The sequence below is a fragment of the Burkholderia stagnalis genome, from assembly GCF_039848545.1.
Lineage (GTDB): Bacteria > Pseudomonadota > Gammaproteobacteria > Burkholderiales > Burkholderiaceae > Burkholderia > Burkholderia stagnalis.
Window position 1 is genome coordinate 477,446 of sequence record NZ_CP156685.1, and the last position, 14,322, is coordinate 491,767.

Sequence of the window (14,322 nt, forward strand, 5' to 3'; positions counted from 1 at the left end):
GTGCGATGACGCCCGAACAAGTGATGACGCTCGCCCACCAGGCGATGATGATCGGCCTGCTGATTTCCGCGCCGCTGCTGCTCGTCGCGCTGGCGGTCGGCCTCGTCGTGAGCCTGTTCCAGGCGGCGACGCAGATCAACGAATCGACGCTGTCGTTCATCCCGAAGCTGCTCGCGGTCGCGGCGACGCTCGTGATCGCCGGCCCCTGGATGATGACGACGCTGCTCGACTACCTGCGCCAGACGCTGCTGCACGTCGCGACGCTCGGCGTGGGCTGAGCGGCGCGCCCGCTTCTCGACTCCGGCGATGTTCTCGGTCACCTACGCGCAGCTCAACGTCTGGCTCACGGCCTTCCTGTGGCCGTTCGTGCGGATGCTCGCGCTGGTCGCGACCGCGCCGGTGACGGGCCACCCGTCGGTGCCCGCGCGCGCGAAGGTCGGCCTCGCCGCGTTCATGGCGCTGGTCGTCGCGCCGACGCTCGGGCCGCTGCCGGCCGCCACGGTGTTTTCCGCGCAGGGCATCTGGATCATCGTCACGCAGTTCCTGATCGGCGTCGCGATGGGCTTCACGATGCAGGTCGTGTTCGCCGCCGCGCAGGCCGCGGGCGATGCGATCGGCCTGTCGATGGGCCTCGGCTTCGCGACCTTCTTCGATCCGCATTCGAACGGCGCGACGCCGGTGATGGGCCGCTTCCTGAACGCGGTCGCGCTGCTCGCCTTCCTCGCGTTCGACGGCCACCTGCAGGTGTTCGCCGCGCTCACCGCGTCGTTCCAGACGCTGCCGATCTCGGCCGACCTGCTGCACGCGCCCGGCTGGCGCACGCTCGCCGCGTCCGGCGCGGCGGTATTCCAGATGGGGCTGCTGCTCGCGCTGCCGGTGGTCGTGGCGCTGCTGATCGCGAACCTCGCGCTCGGCATCCTGAACCGCGCGGCGCCGCAGATCGGCATCTTCCAGGTCGGCTTCCCGGTCACGATGCTGGTCGGCCTGCTGCTCGTGCAGCTGATGGTGCCGAACATGGTGCCGTTCTTCGGCCGGCTGTTCGACATGGGGCTCGATACGATGGGCCGGGTCGTCGCGGGCCTGCGCTGACGCGCATGCGTCGCAACGCGCGCGGCGCAATCAGATCAGGCCGTTTTCGTATGCATAGCGAATCAGGTGGATGTTCGTATCGGCCTGCAGCTTGCGCATCGCCGTGTGCTTCTGCGTCGACACGGTGCTGACCGAGCGGCCGAGCTGCTTCGCGATGTCCTGCAGCGTATGCCCGGACGCGAACAGCCGCACGACATCGAGTTCCCGGGCCGTGAGCGCCGATTCCTGCCCGGGCGGGCCCGCGTCGCCGCGCTCGAACGTGGCGCGGACCGTCGGCGACAGGTAGCAGGCGCCGGACGTGTCGAGCCGCCGGCACGCGCGGACGATCTCGTCGATCGGGTCTTCCTTGCTGACGATCGCGACCACCCCGAGCCTGAGCGCCGCCGCGAGCACGCTGGGGTTCGACTGCGCGGTGAACATCACGCACCGCGTGCGCGGCGCGACGCTGCGCAGTTTGCGCAGCAGCGGAAGCCCGTCGAGCGGGCGCTCGCCGCGGCTCATCGAATAATCGACGACGGCGATGTCGACCGGGGCCTGCATCAGCGCGGCGATCAATGCCGTGCCGCTGCGGCATGTATGCGTGACGCGAAACGGCGGCGTCCGTTCCAGCAGGCGATCGAGTAATTCCAGTACCACGGGATGGTCGTCGGCAATGGCGACGGATATTGCATTCATATCTCGAATTGAAAAATGCTTCGTCGATCATCGATACGGCGACGCCTTGTGCAACGGCGCCGGTGGGAGAGCAGCCTGCTTTTCCGGAGTTCGTGCGCGGGCGAATCGAAGGAAGGCGCGATTATTCATGGATAAGCGCATGAATAATGACTCAAACCGAAAATGCATTGCCCGAATATATCAAACGAGAAATCTCAAAAAATAAATCGGCAAGATTCGCGCTTTGATGCGTTTCATTTTTATGGAACTTGTCCTATTTCAGATCGAATAATCCGATCAGCATCCTAAATCGTGCCTAATCGCCAGACCTTGCGCCCGCCCGCCTGTCGCAGGCCGGGCAGCCCGGGCCGGCTGCCGGATTGCTGGAAAACCCCTAAAGGAATGACGGGTCCGCGAAAGGTTGCGGAAGGTTTCGCGTCCCTATACTCGTTACAACGATGCGCGCAATGACCGCGCCATACCGATAACGACCGGAGACACCCCGATGCGACCCATCCTGCGCCACCTCGCCGTTGCAGCCAGCCTGACCTGCGCGTTCGCCGCGCACCCCGCCGTCGCGGCCGACGACGGCGGCAAGATCACGATCATGGTGGGCGGCATCGCGAAGCTGATCTACCTGCCGGCGCGCCTGACGCAGGAGCTCGGCTACTTCAAGGAACAGGGGCTCGACGTCGAGCTGCTGTCGCAGCCGGCCGGCGTCGACGCCGAGAACGAGCTGCTCGCGGGCGCGGTGCAGGGCGTGGTGGGCTTCTACGACCACACGATCGACCTGCAGAGCAAGGGCAAGGACGTGAAGGCGATCGCCGTGTTCGGCCAGGTGCCGGGCGAGGTCGAAATGGTGTCGACCAAGGCCGCGCCGTCCTTCAAGTCGATGGCCGACGCGAAAGGCAAGACGCTCGGCGTGACGGGCCTCGGCTCGTCGACGAGTTTCCTCACGCAATACCTTGCGCTGCAGCACGGCGTGCCGTCGACGCAGTACACGATGCTGCCGGTGGGCGCCGACGCGAGCTTCATCGCGGCGATCAAGCAGGGCCGGATCGACGCCGGGATGACGACCGAGCCGACCGTGTCCGCGCTCGAGAAGATGGGCGACGCGAAGGTGCTGGTCGACCTGCGCACGCTCGAAGGCACGCGCGCGGCGCTCGGCGGCACCTATCCGGCCGCGAGCCTGTACGTGCAGTCCGCGTGGGCGGATTCGCACAAGGCGCAGGCGACGAAGCTCGCGCATGCGTTCGCGAAGACGATGCAGTTCATCCATACGCACAGCGCCGAGGAGATCGCCGCGAAGATGCCGGCCGACTACCAGAAGGACAAGGCGCTGTACGTGAGCGCGCTGAAGGCGTCGCTGCCGATGTACACCGCCGACGCGAAGATGCCCGCCGACGGCCCGGCGACGGTGCTGAAGGTGCTGTCGGCGTTCAACCCGTCGGTGAAGGGCAAGCACATCGACCTCGCGCGGACCTACACCAACGAGTACGTGAGCGCGAAATAAGCGCCGGCGGCGGACGATCCCGCCGCCGCGCTCCCCCGTTCCGGCCCGGCTGACCGGCCCCGGCGCGGCCTGCACAGGCGGCGCCTTCCACCCGCAGGACGAATGCGATGACCCAGGCAGTTTCACCGAGCACACCGGCGATCGAGTTTCGCAACGTGTCGTGCCGCTTCATCTCGCCGGAAGGCAAGGCAACCATCGCGCTGCGCGATTTCAGCATGAGCGTCGCGCGCGGCGAGTTCATCGCGATCGTCGGGCCGACCGGCTGCGGCAAGTCGACGACGCTCAACCTGATCACCGGGCTGCTCAAGCCCGCGTCGGGCGAAGTGCGCGTGATGGGCCGCCCGGTCGACGGGATCGACCCGCGCATCGGCTTCGTGTTCCAGGCCGACGCGGTGTTCCCGTGGCGCAACGTGATCGACAACGTCGCCGCGGGCCCCTTGTTCCGCGGCCGCTCGAAGGACGTCGCGTACGGGCAGGCCGAGGAATGGATCCGCAAGGTCGGCCTCGACAAGTTCACGAAGCACTACCCGCACCAGCTGTCGGGCGGGATGAGGAAGCGCGTCGCGCTCGCGCAGACCTTCATCAACCAGCCGGAAATCCTGCTGATGGACGAGCCGTTCTCCGCGCTCGACATGCAGACCCGCACGCTGATGCAGGACGAGCTGCTGCAGCTGTGGTCCGCGAACAAGGGCTCGGTGGTGTTCGTCACGCACGACCTCGAGGAGGCGATCGCGCTTGCCGACCGCGTGTTCGTGCTGACCGCGCGCCCCGCGACGCTCAAGCGCGTGTACGAGATCGACCTGCCGCGCCCGCGCGTCACGTCGGAGATTCGCTATCACCCGCATTTCATCGAGATTTCCAAGGACATCTGGCACGACCTGCGCGAAGAAGTGCAGATCGGCTGAACGCAGCAACAGCAACAGGACAGAGCAAGGACAGGAGCATGACCGACATGACGCTTCCCACTTCCGCCATGAACGCGGGCTCGCTGGAAGACGCGCAGCGCGCCGCGCAAACCCGGCTGCGCCGCCGCCGGCAACTGATCATCGGGCTGCGGATCGCCGTGCTCGTCGTCGTGCTGGGCGGCTGGGAACTCGCCGCGCGGCTCAAGTGGATCGATCCGTTCTTCTTCTCGCAGCCGACGCTGATCTTCGCGCAGCTCCAGGACTGGTTCGTCAACGGCACGTCGCAGGGGCCGCTGCTCACGCAGGTGTGGGTGACGCTCGAGGAAACCACGATCGGCTTCGTGATCGGCTCGGTGGCCGGCGTGATCTGCGGGATCGTGCTCGGCCGCAACAAGCTGATGGCCGACGTGTTCGGCCTCTACATCCAGATCGCCAACTCGATCCCGCGCGTCGTGCTCGGCTCGATCTTCGTGATCGCGCTCGGCCTCGGCATGGCGTCGAAGATCGCGCTGGCCGTCGTGATGGTGTTCTTCGTCGTGTTCGGCAACGCGTTCCAGGGCGTGCGCGAAGCGGACCGCTACCTGATCGCGAACGCGCAGATCCTCGGCGCGTCGCGCCGGCAGATCACCACGTCGGTCGTGATTCCGTCGGCGCTCTCCTGGATTCTCGCAAGCCTGCACGTGAGCTTCGGCTTCGCGCTGGTCGGCGCGGTGGTCGGCGAGTTCCTCGGCTCCAAGCAGGGCATCGGCCTGCTGATCTCCACCGCGCAGGGCGCGTTCAACGCGAGCGGCGTGTTCGCGGCGATGATCGTGCTGGCCGTGGTCGCGCTCGCCGCCGACTACCTGCTGACCTGGCTCGAGAGGCGGTTGCTGAAGTGGCGGCCGGCCGCGTTCTGAACGCCGCACGATCGCGTTCGACCCCGACCGCGCCCGAGGCCGCCCCGGCCCCGGCGCGGTTCGGCATTCAGGGAAAGGAGCGGGAACGAATGACGCACAGCCTGCGCGGGCGGCTGCTCTGGTGGCTGCTGCTGCCGCTCGCGGCGTTCGTGCTGATCGCGGGCGCGATGTCGTACGACACCGCGCGGCGCACCGCCGACCTCGTGCAGGACAGCGCGCTCGTCGCGTCCGCGCGCACGATCGGCGAGGACGTCGAGTGGCGCAACGGCTACCTGGCGGCCGACGTGCCGCCCGCCGCGCTGGAGATTTTCGAATCGCCGTCGCGCGATTCGGTGTTCTACAAGGTGATCGACGGCCACGGCCGGCTGCTCGCGGGCAATCCCGAGCTCGACCTGCCCGCTCGGCATGGCGCCGAGCCGACGCTGTACCGCACGGCGCTCGACGGCATCGCGCTGCGCGCGGTCGCGTACGACCGGCAGCTGTACAACGAAGGCCAGGTGGAGACGGTGACGGTCGTGGTCGCGAAGACGACGCGCTCGCGCGGCGCGATGCTCGACACGATCTGGCGGCCGCAGCTCGTGCGCCTGTCGCTGATGCTGCTGCTCGCAGTCGTGCTCGTGTATCTCGGCCTGACCTTCGAGCTGCGGCCGCTGATGAAGCTGAAGGACGACGTGGCCGACCGCGGGCCGATGGAGCTGGAGCCGATCCGCCCCGAGCGGCTGCAGCACGAGCTGCGGCCGATCGTCGACGCGATCAACCAGTGCATCGCGCGGCTGAACACGCACACGGCGACGCAGCGGCGCTTCATCGCCGATGCCGCGCACCAGCTGCGCACGCCGATCGCGGTGCTCGACACGCAGATCCAGTACGCGCAGCAGCGCGAGCGCGACGACCCGGAGCTGAGCGCGATGCTCGACAGCATGCAGCGCAGCAGCCGCAAGATGGCCGACGTGACCGACAAGCTGCTGCTGCTCGCGCACGCGGAGGCGACGCCGCCGACGCTGCTGACCCAGCGCGTCGATCTCGCCGCGGTGGTGTCGAGCGTGTTCGAGGAAACGATCGTGCTCGCGCAGCGGCGCGACATCGACCTCGGCGCGGACCTCGGCGAGCAGCTCGACGTGACGGGCAGCGCGAGCCTCTTGACGGCGCTCGTGATGAACCTCGTCGACAACGCGGTACGCTATACGCAGCCGGGCGGCTGCGTGACGGTCGCCGCGCGCCGCGACGGCGATACCGTCGTGCTCGACGTGATCGACAACGGCCCGGGCATTCCGGCCGAGGCGCGCCCGCACGTGTTCAAGCGCTTCTACCGCGTGTCGAGCGACACCGAAGGCTCGGGCCTCGGCCTCGCGATCGTGCGCGAGATCGCGCAGGCGCACGGCGGGATGGCGTCGCTCGCGCCGGGGCCCGGCAACCGCGGGATCGTCGTGACGGTGCGGCTGCCTGCGTATGTTTGAAGAGTTCGAAGAGACGCTGCAATGAAACTCCTGCTGGTCGAAGACAACGCCGAACTCGCGCACTGGATCGTGAACCTGCTGCGCGGCGAGGATTTCGCGGTCGACAGCGTCGGCGACGGCGAAGGCGCGGACGCGGTGCTGAAGACCGAGCGCTACGACGCAGTGCTGCTCGACATGCGGCTGCCGGGCATCAGCGGCAAGGAAGTGCTTGCGCGCCTGCGGCGCCGCAACGACAACGTGCCGGTGCTGATGCTGACCGCGCACGGCTCGGTCGACGACAAGGTCGACTGCTTCGGCGCGGGCGCCGACGATTACGTGGTGAAGCCGTTCGAGTCGCGCGAGCTGGTCGCGCGGATCCGCGCGCTGATCCGCCGGCAAGCGGGCGTCGGCGCGACGCAGCTGGTGTGCGGCGATCTCGTCTACGCGTTCGGCACGCGCGAATTCCGCTGCCACGACGTGCCGCTCGCGCTGCGCCGCCGCGAGCACGCGATCCTCGAGACGCTGATGCTGCAGCAGAACAAGACCGTATCGAAGGCGCGGCTGATGGACAGCGTGTTCGCGCTCGACGACGAGCCGAGCGCGGACGCGATCGACATCTACATCCACCGGCTGCGCAAGCATCTCGCGCCCAGCACGGCGGAGATCATCACGCTGCGCGGGCTCGGCTACATCCTGCGCGAGAAGGCCGCGCAGGGCTGACGCCGCGCGCCCCCAACGGCCTGCCGCCGGCGCGGCAGCGCTTTCGCACGTCCGCGCAATCGCCATGGGCCGACCGCGCTCACTGTTGTATTCACGCAAACGCCGCAGATCCCGGCACGCGGCGCCGATGTTCCTGCTCTCCCCTGCCCACACGGCATTCGGCACTCGTCAGGACGCCGCCGTTCGGTGTTTTCACCGATCCGATTCGCCGGGCCGGGAAAGCGGCGTGAAGGATTGCCCTCTCTACGATGCTAGGCGTCGGTCATCTCGCAGGGGCCGGCAGGACGCGGCATACGTTAGGTACTGCCAACAAGCGAATTTCAATGCGGCAGCTCGGAGGAGACGATCTTGAAACGAAAATACCTGGCCCTTTCCATCGCGGCGGGGCTGTGCGCCGCGACGCAGGCGCATGCGCAATCGAGCGTGCAGCTCTACGGCCTGATGGACCTGAGCTTCCCGACCTACCGCACGCACGCGGATGCGAACGGCAAGCACGTAATCGGCATGGGCAACCAGGGCGAGCCGTGGTTCAGCGGCAGCCGCTGGGGCCTGCGCGGCGCCGAGGACATCGGCGGCGGCACCAAGGTGATCTTCCGCCTCGAAAGCGAATTCGTGGTTGCGAACGGCCAGATGGAAGACGAAGGCCAGATCTTCGACCGCGACGCGTGGGTCGGCATCCAGGACGACCGCTTCGGCAAGCTGACGGCCGGCTTCCAGAACTCGATCGCGCGCGACGCGGCGGCGATCTACGGCGACCCGTACGGCACCGCGCAGCTGACCACCGAGGAAGGCGGCTGGACCAACTCGAACAACTTCAAGCAGATGATCTTCTACGCGGCCGGCCCGACCGGCACGCGCTACAACAACGGCCTCGCGTGGAAGAAGCTGTTCAGCAACGGCATCTTCGCCAGCGCGGGCTACCAGTTCAGCAACTCGACCAGCTTCGCGACCGGCTCCGCGTACCAGGTCGCGCTCGGCTACAACGGCGGCCCGTTCAACGTGTCGGGCTTCTACAGCCACGTGAACCACAACGGCTTCCGGAACCAGACGTTCTCGGCCGGCGGCAACTACACGTTCAGCATCGTGCGCCTGAATGCGGGCTACTTCCGCTACAACGGCGACCAGGGCGCGCTCGGCCAGCGTCACGACAACGCGTGGACCGTGTCGATGAAGCTCGCGCCGCAGGGCCCGCTCGACTACGAGCTCGGCTACCAGCAGATGCGCATCAAGAACGCCGCGTACAACGCGGACGGCTTCACGCCGAACGCCAACCTCGGCGCGTTCAGCCTGACCAACGGCGTCGGCAACGGCTTCAAGGAGACGATCTACGGCTCGATCTTCTACCACCTGAGCAAGCGCACCGAGGTCTACCTGGCCGGCGACTACATGAAGCTGCACGGCGGCTACAAGGTGTCGTCGACGTTCGGCTCGAACAACCAGCTCGAGCTGACGACCGGCATCCGCACCCGCTTCTGACCCCGCGCGGGCGCCCGCCCGCGTGCATCGTTCCCGAGGCTCCATGCAGGGCATGCCGGCGCACCGCGCCGTCCGTGCCCTTTTTTTCTCGCAGCGGATCGGCCCGCGCGGCCGCCCGGTGCGACAACCGGCCCATCACCGGCCCGAAGCCGCGCAGCGCCCGCCAGGCGGGCGATCCGGCCCGATCCGCCGGTTTGCGGCGTGCATCGGCGCCTATCGGGCGCTTGACCTGCGCCGACCGACTCGCTAGCGTTTCGGGTTCGCCCGCGGCGGCCCCCTCCCCGGCCGCCGGCGCCGCGACAGCGCCCGACGCCCGGGCGCGGCGCGGACGGGCCCAGGATGGAAAAGGACGATGCAGAAACTCGATGCGGCCAGCCCGCAGGCGATGTCGACGGATTTCACCGCCGACAACGTCGCGCGCCTGAAGGCGCTGTTCCCCGAACTCGTGACCGAAGGCCCTGACGGCGCGTCGGTCGACGTCGACGCGCTGAAGGCGCTGGTCGGCGATCGCACGGTCGGCGATGCCGACGAAAAATACGGCTTCCACTGGCACGGCAAGCGCCGCGCGCGGCAGGCCGCGCTCACGCCGTCCACCGGCACGCTGCGGCCCTGCCCGGCCGACAGCGTCGCGTGGGACGACACCCGCCACCTCGTGATCGAGGGCGACAACCTCGACGTGATGAAGCTGCTGCACAAGAGCTACGCGGGCAAGGTCAAGCTGGTCTACATCGATCCGCCGTACAACACCGGCAGCGATTTCGTCTACCCGGACGACTTCAGCGACAGCCTGCGCCACTACCTGGCCGTCACCGGCCAGACCGAAGGCGGCGTGAAGCGCAGCACCAACACCGAGGCGAACGGCCGGTTCCACACCGACTGGCTGAACATGATGTACCCGCGGCTGAAGCTCGCGCACGCGCTGCTGTCCGACGCCGGCGTGATCGCCGTGCACATCGACGAGCACGAGGTGCATGCGCTGGTGCTGATGCTGCGCGAGATCTTCGGCGAGGAGAACGAGCTCGGCGTGGCCGTGTGGGACAAGCGCAACCCGAAAGGCGACGCGCGCGGCGTCGCGTACCAGCACGAATCGCTCGTGCTGTTCGCGCGCAACGCGGAGGCGCTGCATGAAGCGACCCCGCTCAAGCGCCCGAAGCGCAACGCGCAGCGCATGCTCGACGCCGCGTACGACCTCGTGCGCCGCAACGGCACCGCTGCGGACGCCGCGCAAGAGTACCGCGCGTGGGTCCGGACGCAGACCGGCCTGTCCGGCGGCGAGCTGATGTACGACCGGCTGTCGGCCGACGGGCGCGTGTACCGCCTCGTGTCGATGGCGTGGCCGAACAAGAAGAAGGCGCCGGACGAATACTTCGTGCCGCTCGTGCACCCCGTCACCGGCAAGCCGTGCGCGATGCCGGAGCGCGGCTGGCGCAACCCGCCGGCGACGATGCAGGCGCTGCTGGAGCGCGGCCTGATCGAGTTCGGCGCGGACGAAACCACGCAGCCGCAGCGGATCTACTACCTCGACGAGAACATGTACGAGAACGTGCCGTCGGTGCTGCCGTTCGGCGGTTCGGACGACGCGCTGCTGAAGGCGCTCGGCGTGCCGTTCGAGCAGCCGAAGCCGGTCGATTTCGCGGCATCGGTGATCGGCTGGTGCACGCGCGTCGACGACATCGTGGTCGACTGCTTCGCGGGCTCCGGCTCCACCGGCCATGCGGTGATGCAGCTGAACGCGACCGACGGCGGCTCGCGCCGCTACGTGCTCGTGCAGCTGCCCGAGCCGCTCGACAAGCACGACAAGACGCAGCAGGCCGCGGCCGAGTTCTGCGCGAAGCTGAAGAAGCCCGCGACGCTCGCCGAGCTGACCAAGGAGCGCCTGCGCCGCGCCGCGCAGCAGGTCGCGCGCGACTATCCGGAAAGCTATGGCGATCTCGGCTTCCGCGTGTACCGGCTCGACACGACCAACGTGATCGAGTGGGATCCGCGCCGCGACGATTTCGATCACGCCCTCTTCGCGTCCGTCGAGCACGTGAAGACCGGCCGCAGCGACGACGACCTGCTCGCGGAGCTGACGCTGAAGCTCGGCCTCGACCTGTGCACGCCGGTCACGCATCACGCGGTGGCCGGCAAGACGGTGCACCTGATCGGCCAGACGGTGGTTGCGTGCTTCGACGCGCGCGTCACGCGCGACGACGCCGAGCCGCTCGCCGAAGGGATCGTCGCGCTGCTCGACGCGCACGGCACGACGCGCGACGTCACCTGCCTGTTCCGCGACAGCGGCTTCGCCGACGACGTCGCGAAGCTCAATCTCGCCGCGCTGCTCGAGCAGCACGGCGTGAAGCGCGTGCGGAGCCTGTGATGCGCCTGCATTTCGAAGCGGATCTGGACTACCAGCGCGAGGCGATCGACGCCGTCTGCGACCTGTTCCGCGGCCAGGAGGCGTGCCAGGGCGACTTCAGCGTGCTCGCGAACGCGGCACCCGGCACGTCGGCCGCCGCGCAGGCGGCGCTCGGCTTCGCGCTGTCGGAGCGCGGCGTCGGCAACCGGCTGTCGATCACCGACGACGCACTGGCGCGCAACCTCGCCGACGTGCAGCTGCGCGGCGGCCTGCCGCCGTCGGGCGACCCGGCCTCGCGCGATTTCACGGTCGAGATGGAGACCGGCACCGGCAAGACCTACGTGTACCTGCGCACGGTGTTCGAGCTGAACCGCCGCTACGGCTTCACGAAGTTCGTGATCGTCGTGCCGTCGGTCGCGATCAAGGAAGGCGTGCACAAGACGCTCTTGATCACCGAGGACCATTTCCGCGGCCTGTACGCGGGCGTGCCGTACGACTACTTCCTGTACGACTCCGCGAAGCTCGGCCAGGTGCGCCACTTCGCGGCGAGCGCGACGATCCAGATCATGGTGATGACGGTCGCCGCGATCAACAAGCGCGACGTCAACAACCTGTACAAGGACAGCGAGAAGACCGGCGGCGAGAAGCCGATCGACCTGATCCGCGCGACGCGCCCGATCGTGATCGTCGACGAGCCGCAGAGCGTCGACGGCGGCCTCGAGGGGCGCGGCCGCGAGGCGCTCGCGGCGATGGACCCGCTGTGCACGCTGCGCTATTCGGCGACGCACGTCGACCGCCACCACATGGTGTACCGGCTCGATGCGGTCGACGCGTACGAGCGCAAGCTCGTCAAGCAGATCGAGATCGCGTCGGCGATCGTCGAGGATGCGCACAACAAGCCGTACCTGCGGCTCGTCGGCGTGTCGAACCGGCGCGGCGCGATCAGCGCGCGCGTCGAGCTCGACGTCGCGACCACGGCCGGCGTGAAGCGCCAGATCGTGTCCGTGACCGACGGCGACGAACTCGAGCGCGTGACCAGGCGCGCGCTGTACGCGGGCCTGCGGATCGGCGAGGTGCAGGCGGCCAAGGGCGCCGAATACCTCGAGCTGCGCCATCCGGCCGGCGAGGCGTTCCTGTCGCTCGGCGAGGCGTACGGCGACATCGACACGCTCGCCGTGCAGCGCGAGATGATCCGCCGCACGATCCGCGAGCACCTCGACAAGGAGCTGCGGCTCTCGGAGCGCGGCGTGAAGGTGCTGTCGCTGTTCTTCGTCGATTCGGTCGAGCGCTACCGGAAATACGACGCGAACGGCGCGCCAGTGAAGGGCGACTACGCGCTGATCTTCGAAGAGGAATACGCGCGCGCGGCGCGCGTGCCCGCGTATCGCGCGCTGTTCGACGGCGTCGACGTCGCGCGCGAGATCGAAGCCGCGCACAACGGCTACTTCTCGATCGACCGCAAGGGCGGCTGGACCGACACCAGCGAGAGCAGCGCCGCGAGCCGCGAGAACGCCGAGCGCGCGTACGGGCTGATCATGCGCGAGAAGGAAGCGCTGCTGTCGTTCGACACGCCGCTGAAGTTCATCTTCTCGCACTCGGCGCTGAAGGAAGGCTGGGACAACCCGAACGTGTTCCAGATCTGCACGCTGCGCGACATCCAGACCGAACGCGAGCGCCGCCAGACGCTCGGCCGCGGGCTGCGGCTCGCGGTCGACCAGGACGGCGAACGGGTGCGCGACCCGGGCGTGAACACGCTCACCGTGATCGCGACCGAGCGCTACGAGAGCTTCGCCGAGAACCTGCAGAAGGAAATCGAGGCCGACACGGGCATCCGCTTCGGGATCGTCGAGGAACACCAGTTCGCGGCGCTGCCGGTGCGCGAAGGCGACGGCCCCGCGCATGCGCTCGGCATCGAGCTGTCGCGCGTGCTGTGGGCCCACCTGCACGCGCACGGCTACATCGACGCGCAGGGCAAGGTGCTCGACCGGCTGAAGGACGCGCTGCGGCAAAGCGCGCTCGTGCTGCCGGACGCGTTCGAGACGCTGCGCGCGGCGGTCGTCGCGACGCTGCGCAAGCTGTCGGGCCGCTTCGCGGTGCGCAACGCGGACGAGCGCCGCGAGATCGCGCTGCGCCGCGACGCGTCGGGCAAGGCGGTGGTGCTCGGCGGCGAGTTCCGCGCGCTGTGGGATCGCATCAAGCATCGCACCGTGTACCGCGTGCAGTTCGACAACGCGAAGCTCGTGCAGGATTGCGCGGCCGCGCTGCGCGACGCGCCCGAAGTCGCGCGCGCGCGGCTGCAGTGGCGCAAGGCCGAGATCGACATCGGCAAGGCCGGCGTCGAGGCGATCGAGGTGGCGGGCGCCGGCACGGTGCTGATCGACGAAGGCGCGCTGCTGCTGCCCGACCTGCTCACCGAGCTGCAGGACCGCACGCAGCTCACGCGCCGCTCGCTCGCGACGATCCTCGCGGACAGCGGCCGGCTCGACGATTTCCGGCTCAACCCGCAGCAGTTCATCGCGCTCGCGGCCGATGCGATCAACCGCTGCAAGCGGCTCGCGCTCGTTAGCGGCATTGCGTACCGCAAGCTCGGCGACCGGCACGTGCACGCGCTCGAATCGTTCGAGAGCGAGGCGCTGACGGGCTACCTGCGCAACCTGCGCACGGACGCGCGCAAGGCGACTCACGAAGCGGTGGTATGCGAGACCGATGCCGAGCGCGCGTTCGCCGATGCGCTCGAGGCGCACGACGCGGTGAAGCTGTACGCGAAGCTGCCGCGCTGGTTCGACGTGCCGACGCCGCTCGGCAGCTATCACCCCGACTGGGCCGTGCTCGCGGAACAGGACGGCGACGCGCGCCTGTACTTCGTCGTCGATACGCCGCGCAGCGCCGACGACGACGCGCCGCGCGAGCACGAACGCGCGAAGCTCGCGTGCGGCGACGCGCATTTCCGCGCGCTCGCCGACGGCGATACGCCGGCGCGGTACGTGCGGGCGCACAGCGTCGACGCGCTGTTCGCGCGCACCGCGCAGGCGGCCGACGCGGGCTGACCGGCCGCGCGGCGCGGGCCGATGCTCGCGCCGCGCCGGCGGCCCTCATGCTGCATCGCAACAACCCGCCCGTTCTCCCCGCTCTCCCCGCTCTCCTCCCTTTTCCGCCCGATGCCGCGCACGATCCGGCGGCCGGAATGCTTGCCGTCGCAAGCAGTTGTCCCCGGCCGTTACGCCTCGTTGCAAATTCGAAGCGATGCAACACCGGGCTCGCACTATGCTCCGGGCACCCACACAAGAATCCGAAG

General features: G+C 68.6%; 11 protein-coding genes. 10 read left to right on the forward strand and 1 reads right to left on the reverse strand.

Annotated elements, in window-relative coordinates; translation table 11 throughout:
• The first annotated feature begins 5 nt into the window (after positions 1 to 5).
• Both fliQ and fliR read left to right on the forward strand, forming a co-directional pair.
• Positions 6 to 278, forward strand: a complete 273-nt coding sequence (gene fliQ, locus ABFO07_RS02315; RefSeq protein ID WP_017334727.1) for a flagellar biosynthesis protein FliQ — start codon at positions 6 to 8, stop codon at positions 276 to 278.
• Between the two features lie 28 nt (positions 279 to 306).
• The gene (gene fliR / locus ABFO07_RS02320) at positions 307 to 1,089 is read left to right on the forward strand and encodes a flagellar biosynthetic protein FliR (RefSeq protein ID WP_059882359.1); all 783 of its coding nucleotides are present in this window, start codon (positions 307 to 309) and stop codon (positions 1,087 to 1,089) included.
• Positions 1,090 to 1,119: 30 nt separating this feature from the next.
• Here the strand turns inward: fliR and ABFO07_RS02325 are convergent, their stop codons facing one another.
• Positions 1,120 to 1,764: a response regulator transcription factor gene (locus ABFO07_RS02325; RefSeq protein ID WP_060161840.1), complete on the reverse strand. Its 645-nt coding sequence runs from the start codon at positions 1,762 to 1,764 to the stop codon at positions 1,120 to 1,122.
• A gap of 484 nt (positions 1,765 to 2,248) precedes the next feature.
• Between ABFO07_RS02325 and ABFO07_RS02330 the strand changes: the two genes are divergently transcribed.
• The 8 genes from ABFO07_RS02330 (at position 2,249) to ABFO07_RS02365 (ending at position 14,074) form a co-directional block, all read left to right on the forward strand.
• Positions 2,249 to 3,256, forward strand: coding sequence for an ABC transporter substrate-binding protein (locus ABFO07_RS02330; RefSeq protein ID WP_059882363.1), 1,008 nt, complete (start codon positions 2,249 to 2,251; stop codon positions 3,254 to 3,256).
• Between the two features lie 107 nt (positions 3,257 to 3,363).
• Complete coding sequence (locus ABFO07_RS02335) at positions 3,364 to 4,161, forward strand: ABC transporter ATP-binding protein (RefSeq protein ID WP_059882365.1); 798 nt, start codon at positions 3,364 to 3,366, stop codon at positions 4,159 to 4,161.
• Between the two features lie 47 nt (positions 4,162 to 4,208).
• Positions 4,209 to 5,057: an ABC transporter permease gene (locus tag ABFO07_RS02340; protein WP_059564675.1), complete on the forward strand. Its 849-nt coding sequence runs from the start codon at positions 4,209 to 4,211 to the stop codon at positions 5,055 to 5,057.
• 89 nt (positions 5,058 to 5,146) lie between these two features.
• On the forward strand, positions 5,147 to 6,514 hold the full coding sequence (locus ABFO07_RS02345; protein WP_059923277.1) for a sensor histidine kinase: 1,368 nt from the start codon (positions 5,147 to 5,149) through the stop codon (positions 6,512 to 6,514).
• Between the two features lie 21 nt (positions 6,515 to 6,535).
• Positions 6,536 to 7,213 (forward strand): response regulator, encoded by a 678-nt coding sequence (locus ABFO07_RS02350; protein ID WP_059564650.1) that lies wholly within the window; start codon positions 6,536 to 6,538, stop codon positions 7,211 to 7,213.
• Positions 7,214 to 7,561: 348 nt separating this feature from the next.
• Positions 7,562 to 8,689 carry a porin gene (locus tag ABFO07_RS02355; protein ID WP_059810906.1) on the forward strand — a complete coding sequence of 376 codons (1,128 nt, stop codon included), beginning with the start codon at positions 7,562 to 7,564 and terminating at the stop codon, positions 8,687 to 8,689.
• A gap of 352 nt (positions 8,690 to 9,041) precedes the next feature.
• Positions 9,042 to 11,048 carry a site-specific DNA-methyltransferase gene (locus tag ABFO07_RS02360; protein WP_347468206.1) on the forward strand — a complete coding sequence of 669 codons (2,007 nt, stop codon included), beginning with the start codon at positions 9,042 to 9,044 and terminating at the stop codon, positions 11,046 to 11,048.
• Complete coding sequence (locus tag ABFO07_RS02365) at positions 11,048 to 14,074, forward strand: type III restriction-modification system endonuclease (protein WP_060369627.1); 3,027 nt, start codon at positions 11,048 to 11,050, stop codon at positions 14,072 to 14,074. Before ABFO07_RS02360 ends, ABFO07_RS02365 begins: the two co-directional genes overlap by 1 nt.
• Positions 14,075 to 14,322: the final 248 nt, after the last annotated feature.

What these genes read in the sequence shown, in the direction of transcription:
- ABFO07_RS02350 (WP_059564650.1), top strand. Translation starts at nt 6,536, where the DNA reads ATGAAACTCCTGCTGGTCGAAGACAACGCCGAACTCGCGCACTGGATC.
- ABFO07_RS02360 (WP_347468206.1), top strand. Translation starts at nt 9,042, where the DNA reads ATGCAGAAACTCGATGCGGCCAGCCCGCAGGCGATGTCGACGGATTTC.
- ABFO07_RS02345 (WP_059923277.1), top strand. Translation starts at nt 5,147, where the DNA reads ATGACGCACAGCCTGCGCGGGCGGCTGCTCTGGTGGCTGCTGCTGCCG.
- fliR (WP_059882359.1), top strand. Translation starts at nt 307, where the DNA reads ATGTTCTCGGTCACCTACGCGCAGCTCAACGTCTGGCTCACGGCCTTC.
- ABFO07_RS02365 (WP_060369627.1), top strand. Translation starts at nt 11,048, where the DNA reads ATGCGCCTGCATTTCGAAGCGGATCTGGACTACCAGCGCGAGGCGATC.
- ABFO07_RS02330 (WP_059882363.1), top strand. Translation starts at nt 2,249, where the DNA reads ATGCGACCCATCCTGCGCCACCTCGCCGTTGCAGCCAGCCTGACCTGC.
- ABFO07_RS02335 (WP_059882365.1), top strand. Translation starts at nt 3,364, where the DNA reads ATGACCCAGGCAGTTTCACCGAGCACACCGGCGATCGAGTTTCGCAAC.
- ABFO07_RS02340 (WP_059564675.1), top strand. Translation starts at nt 4,209, where the DNA reads ATGACGCTTCCCACTTCCGCCATGAACGCGGGCTCGCTGGAAGACGCG.
- ABFO07_RS02325 (WP_060161840.1), bottom strand. Translation starts at nt 1,764, where the DNA reads ATGAATGCAATATCCGTCGCCATTGCCGACGACCATCCCGTGGTACTG.
- fliQ (WP_017334727.1), top strand. Translation starts at nt 6, where the DNA reads ATGACGCCCGAACAAGTGATGACGCTCGCCCACCAGGCGATGATGATC.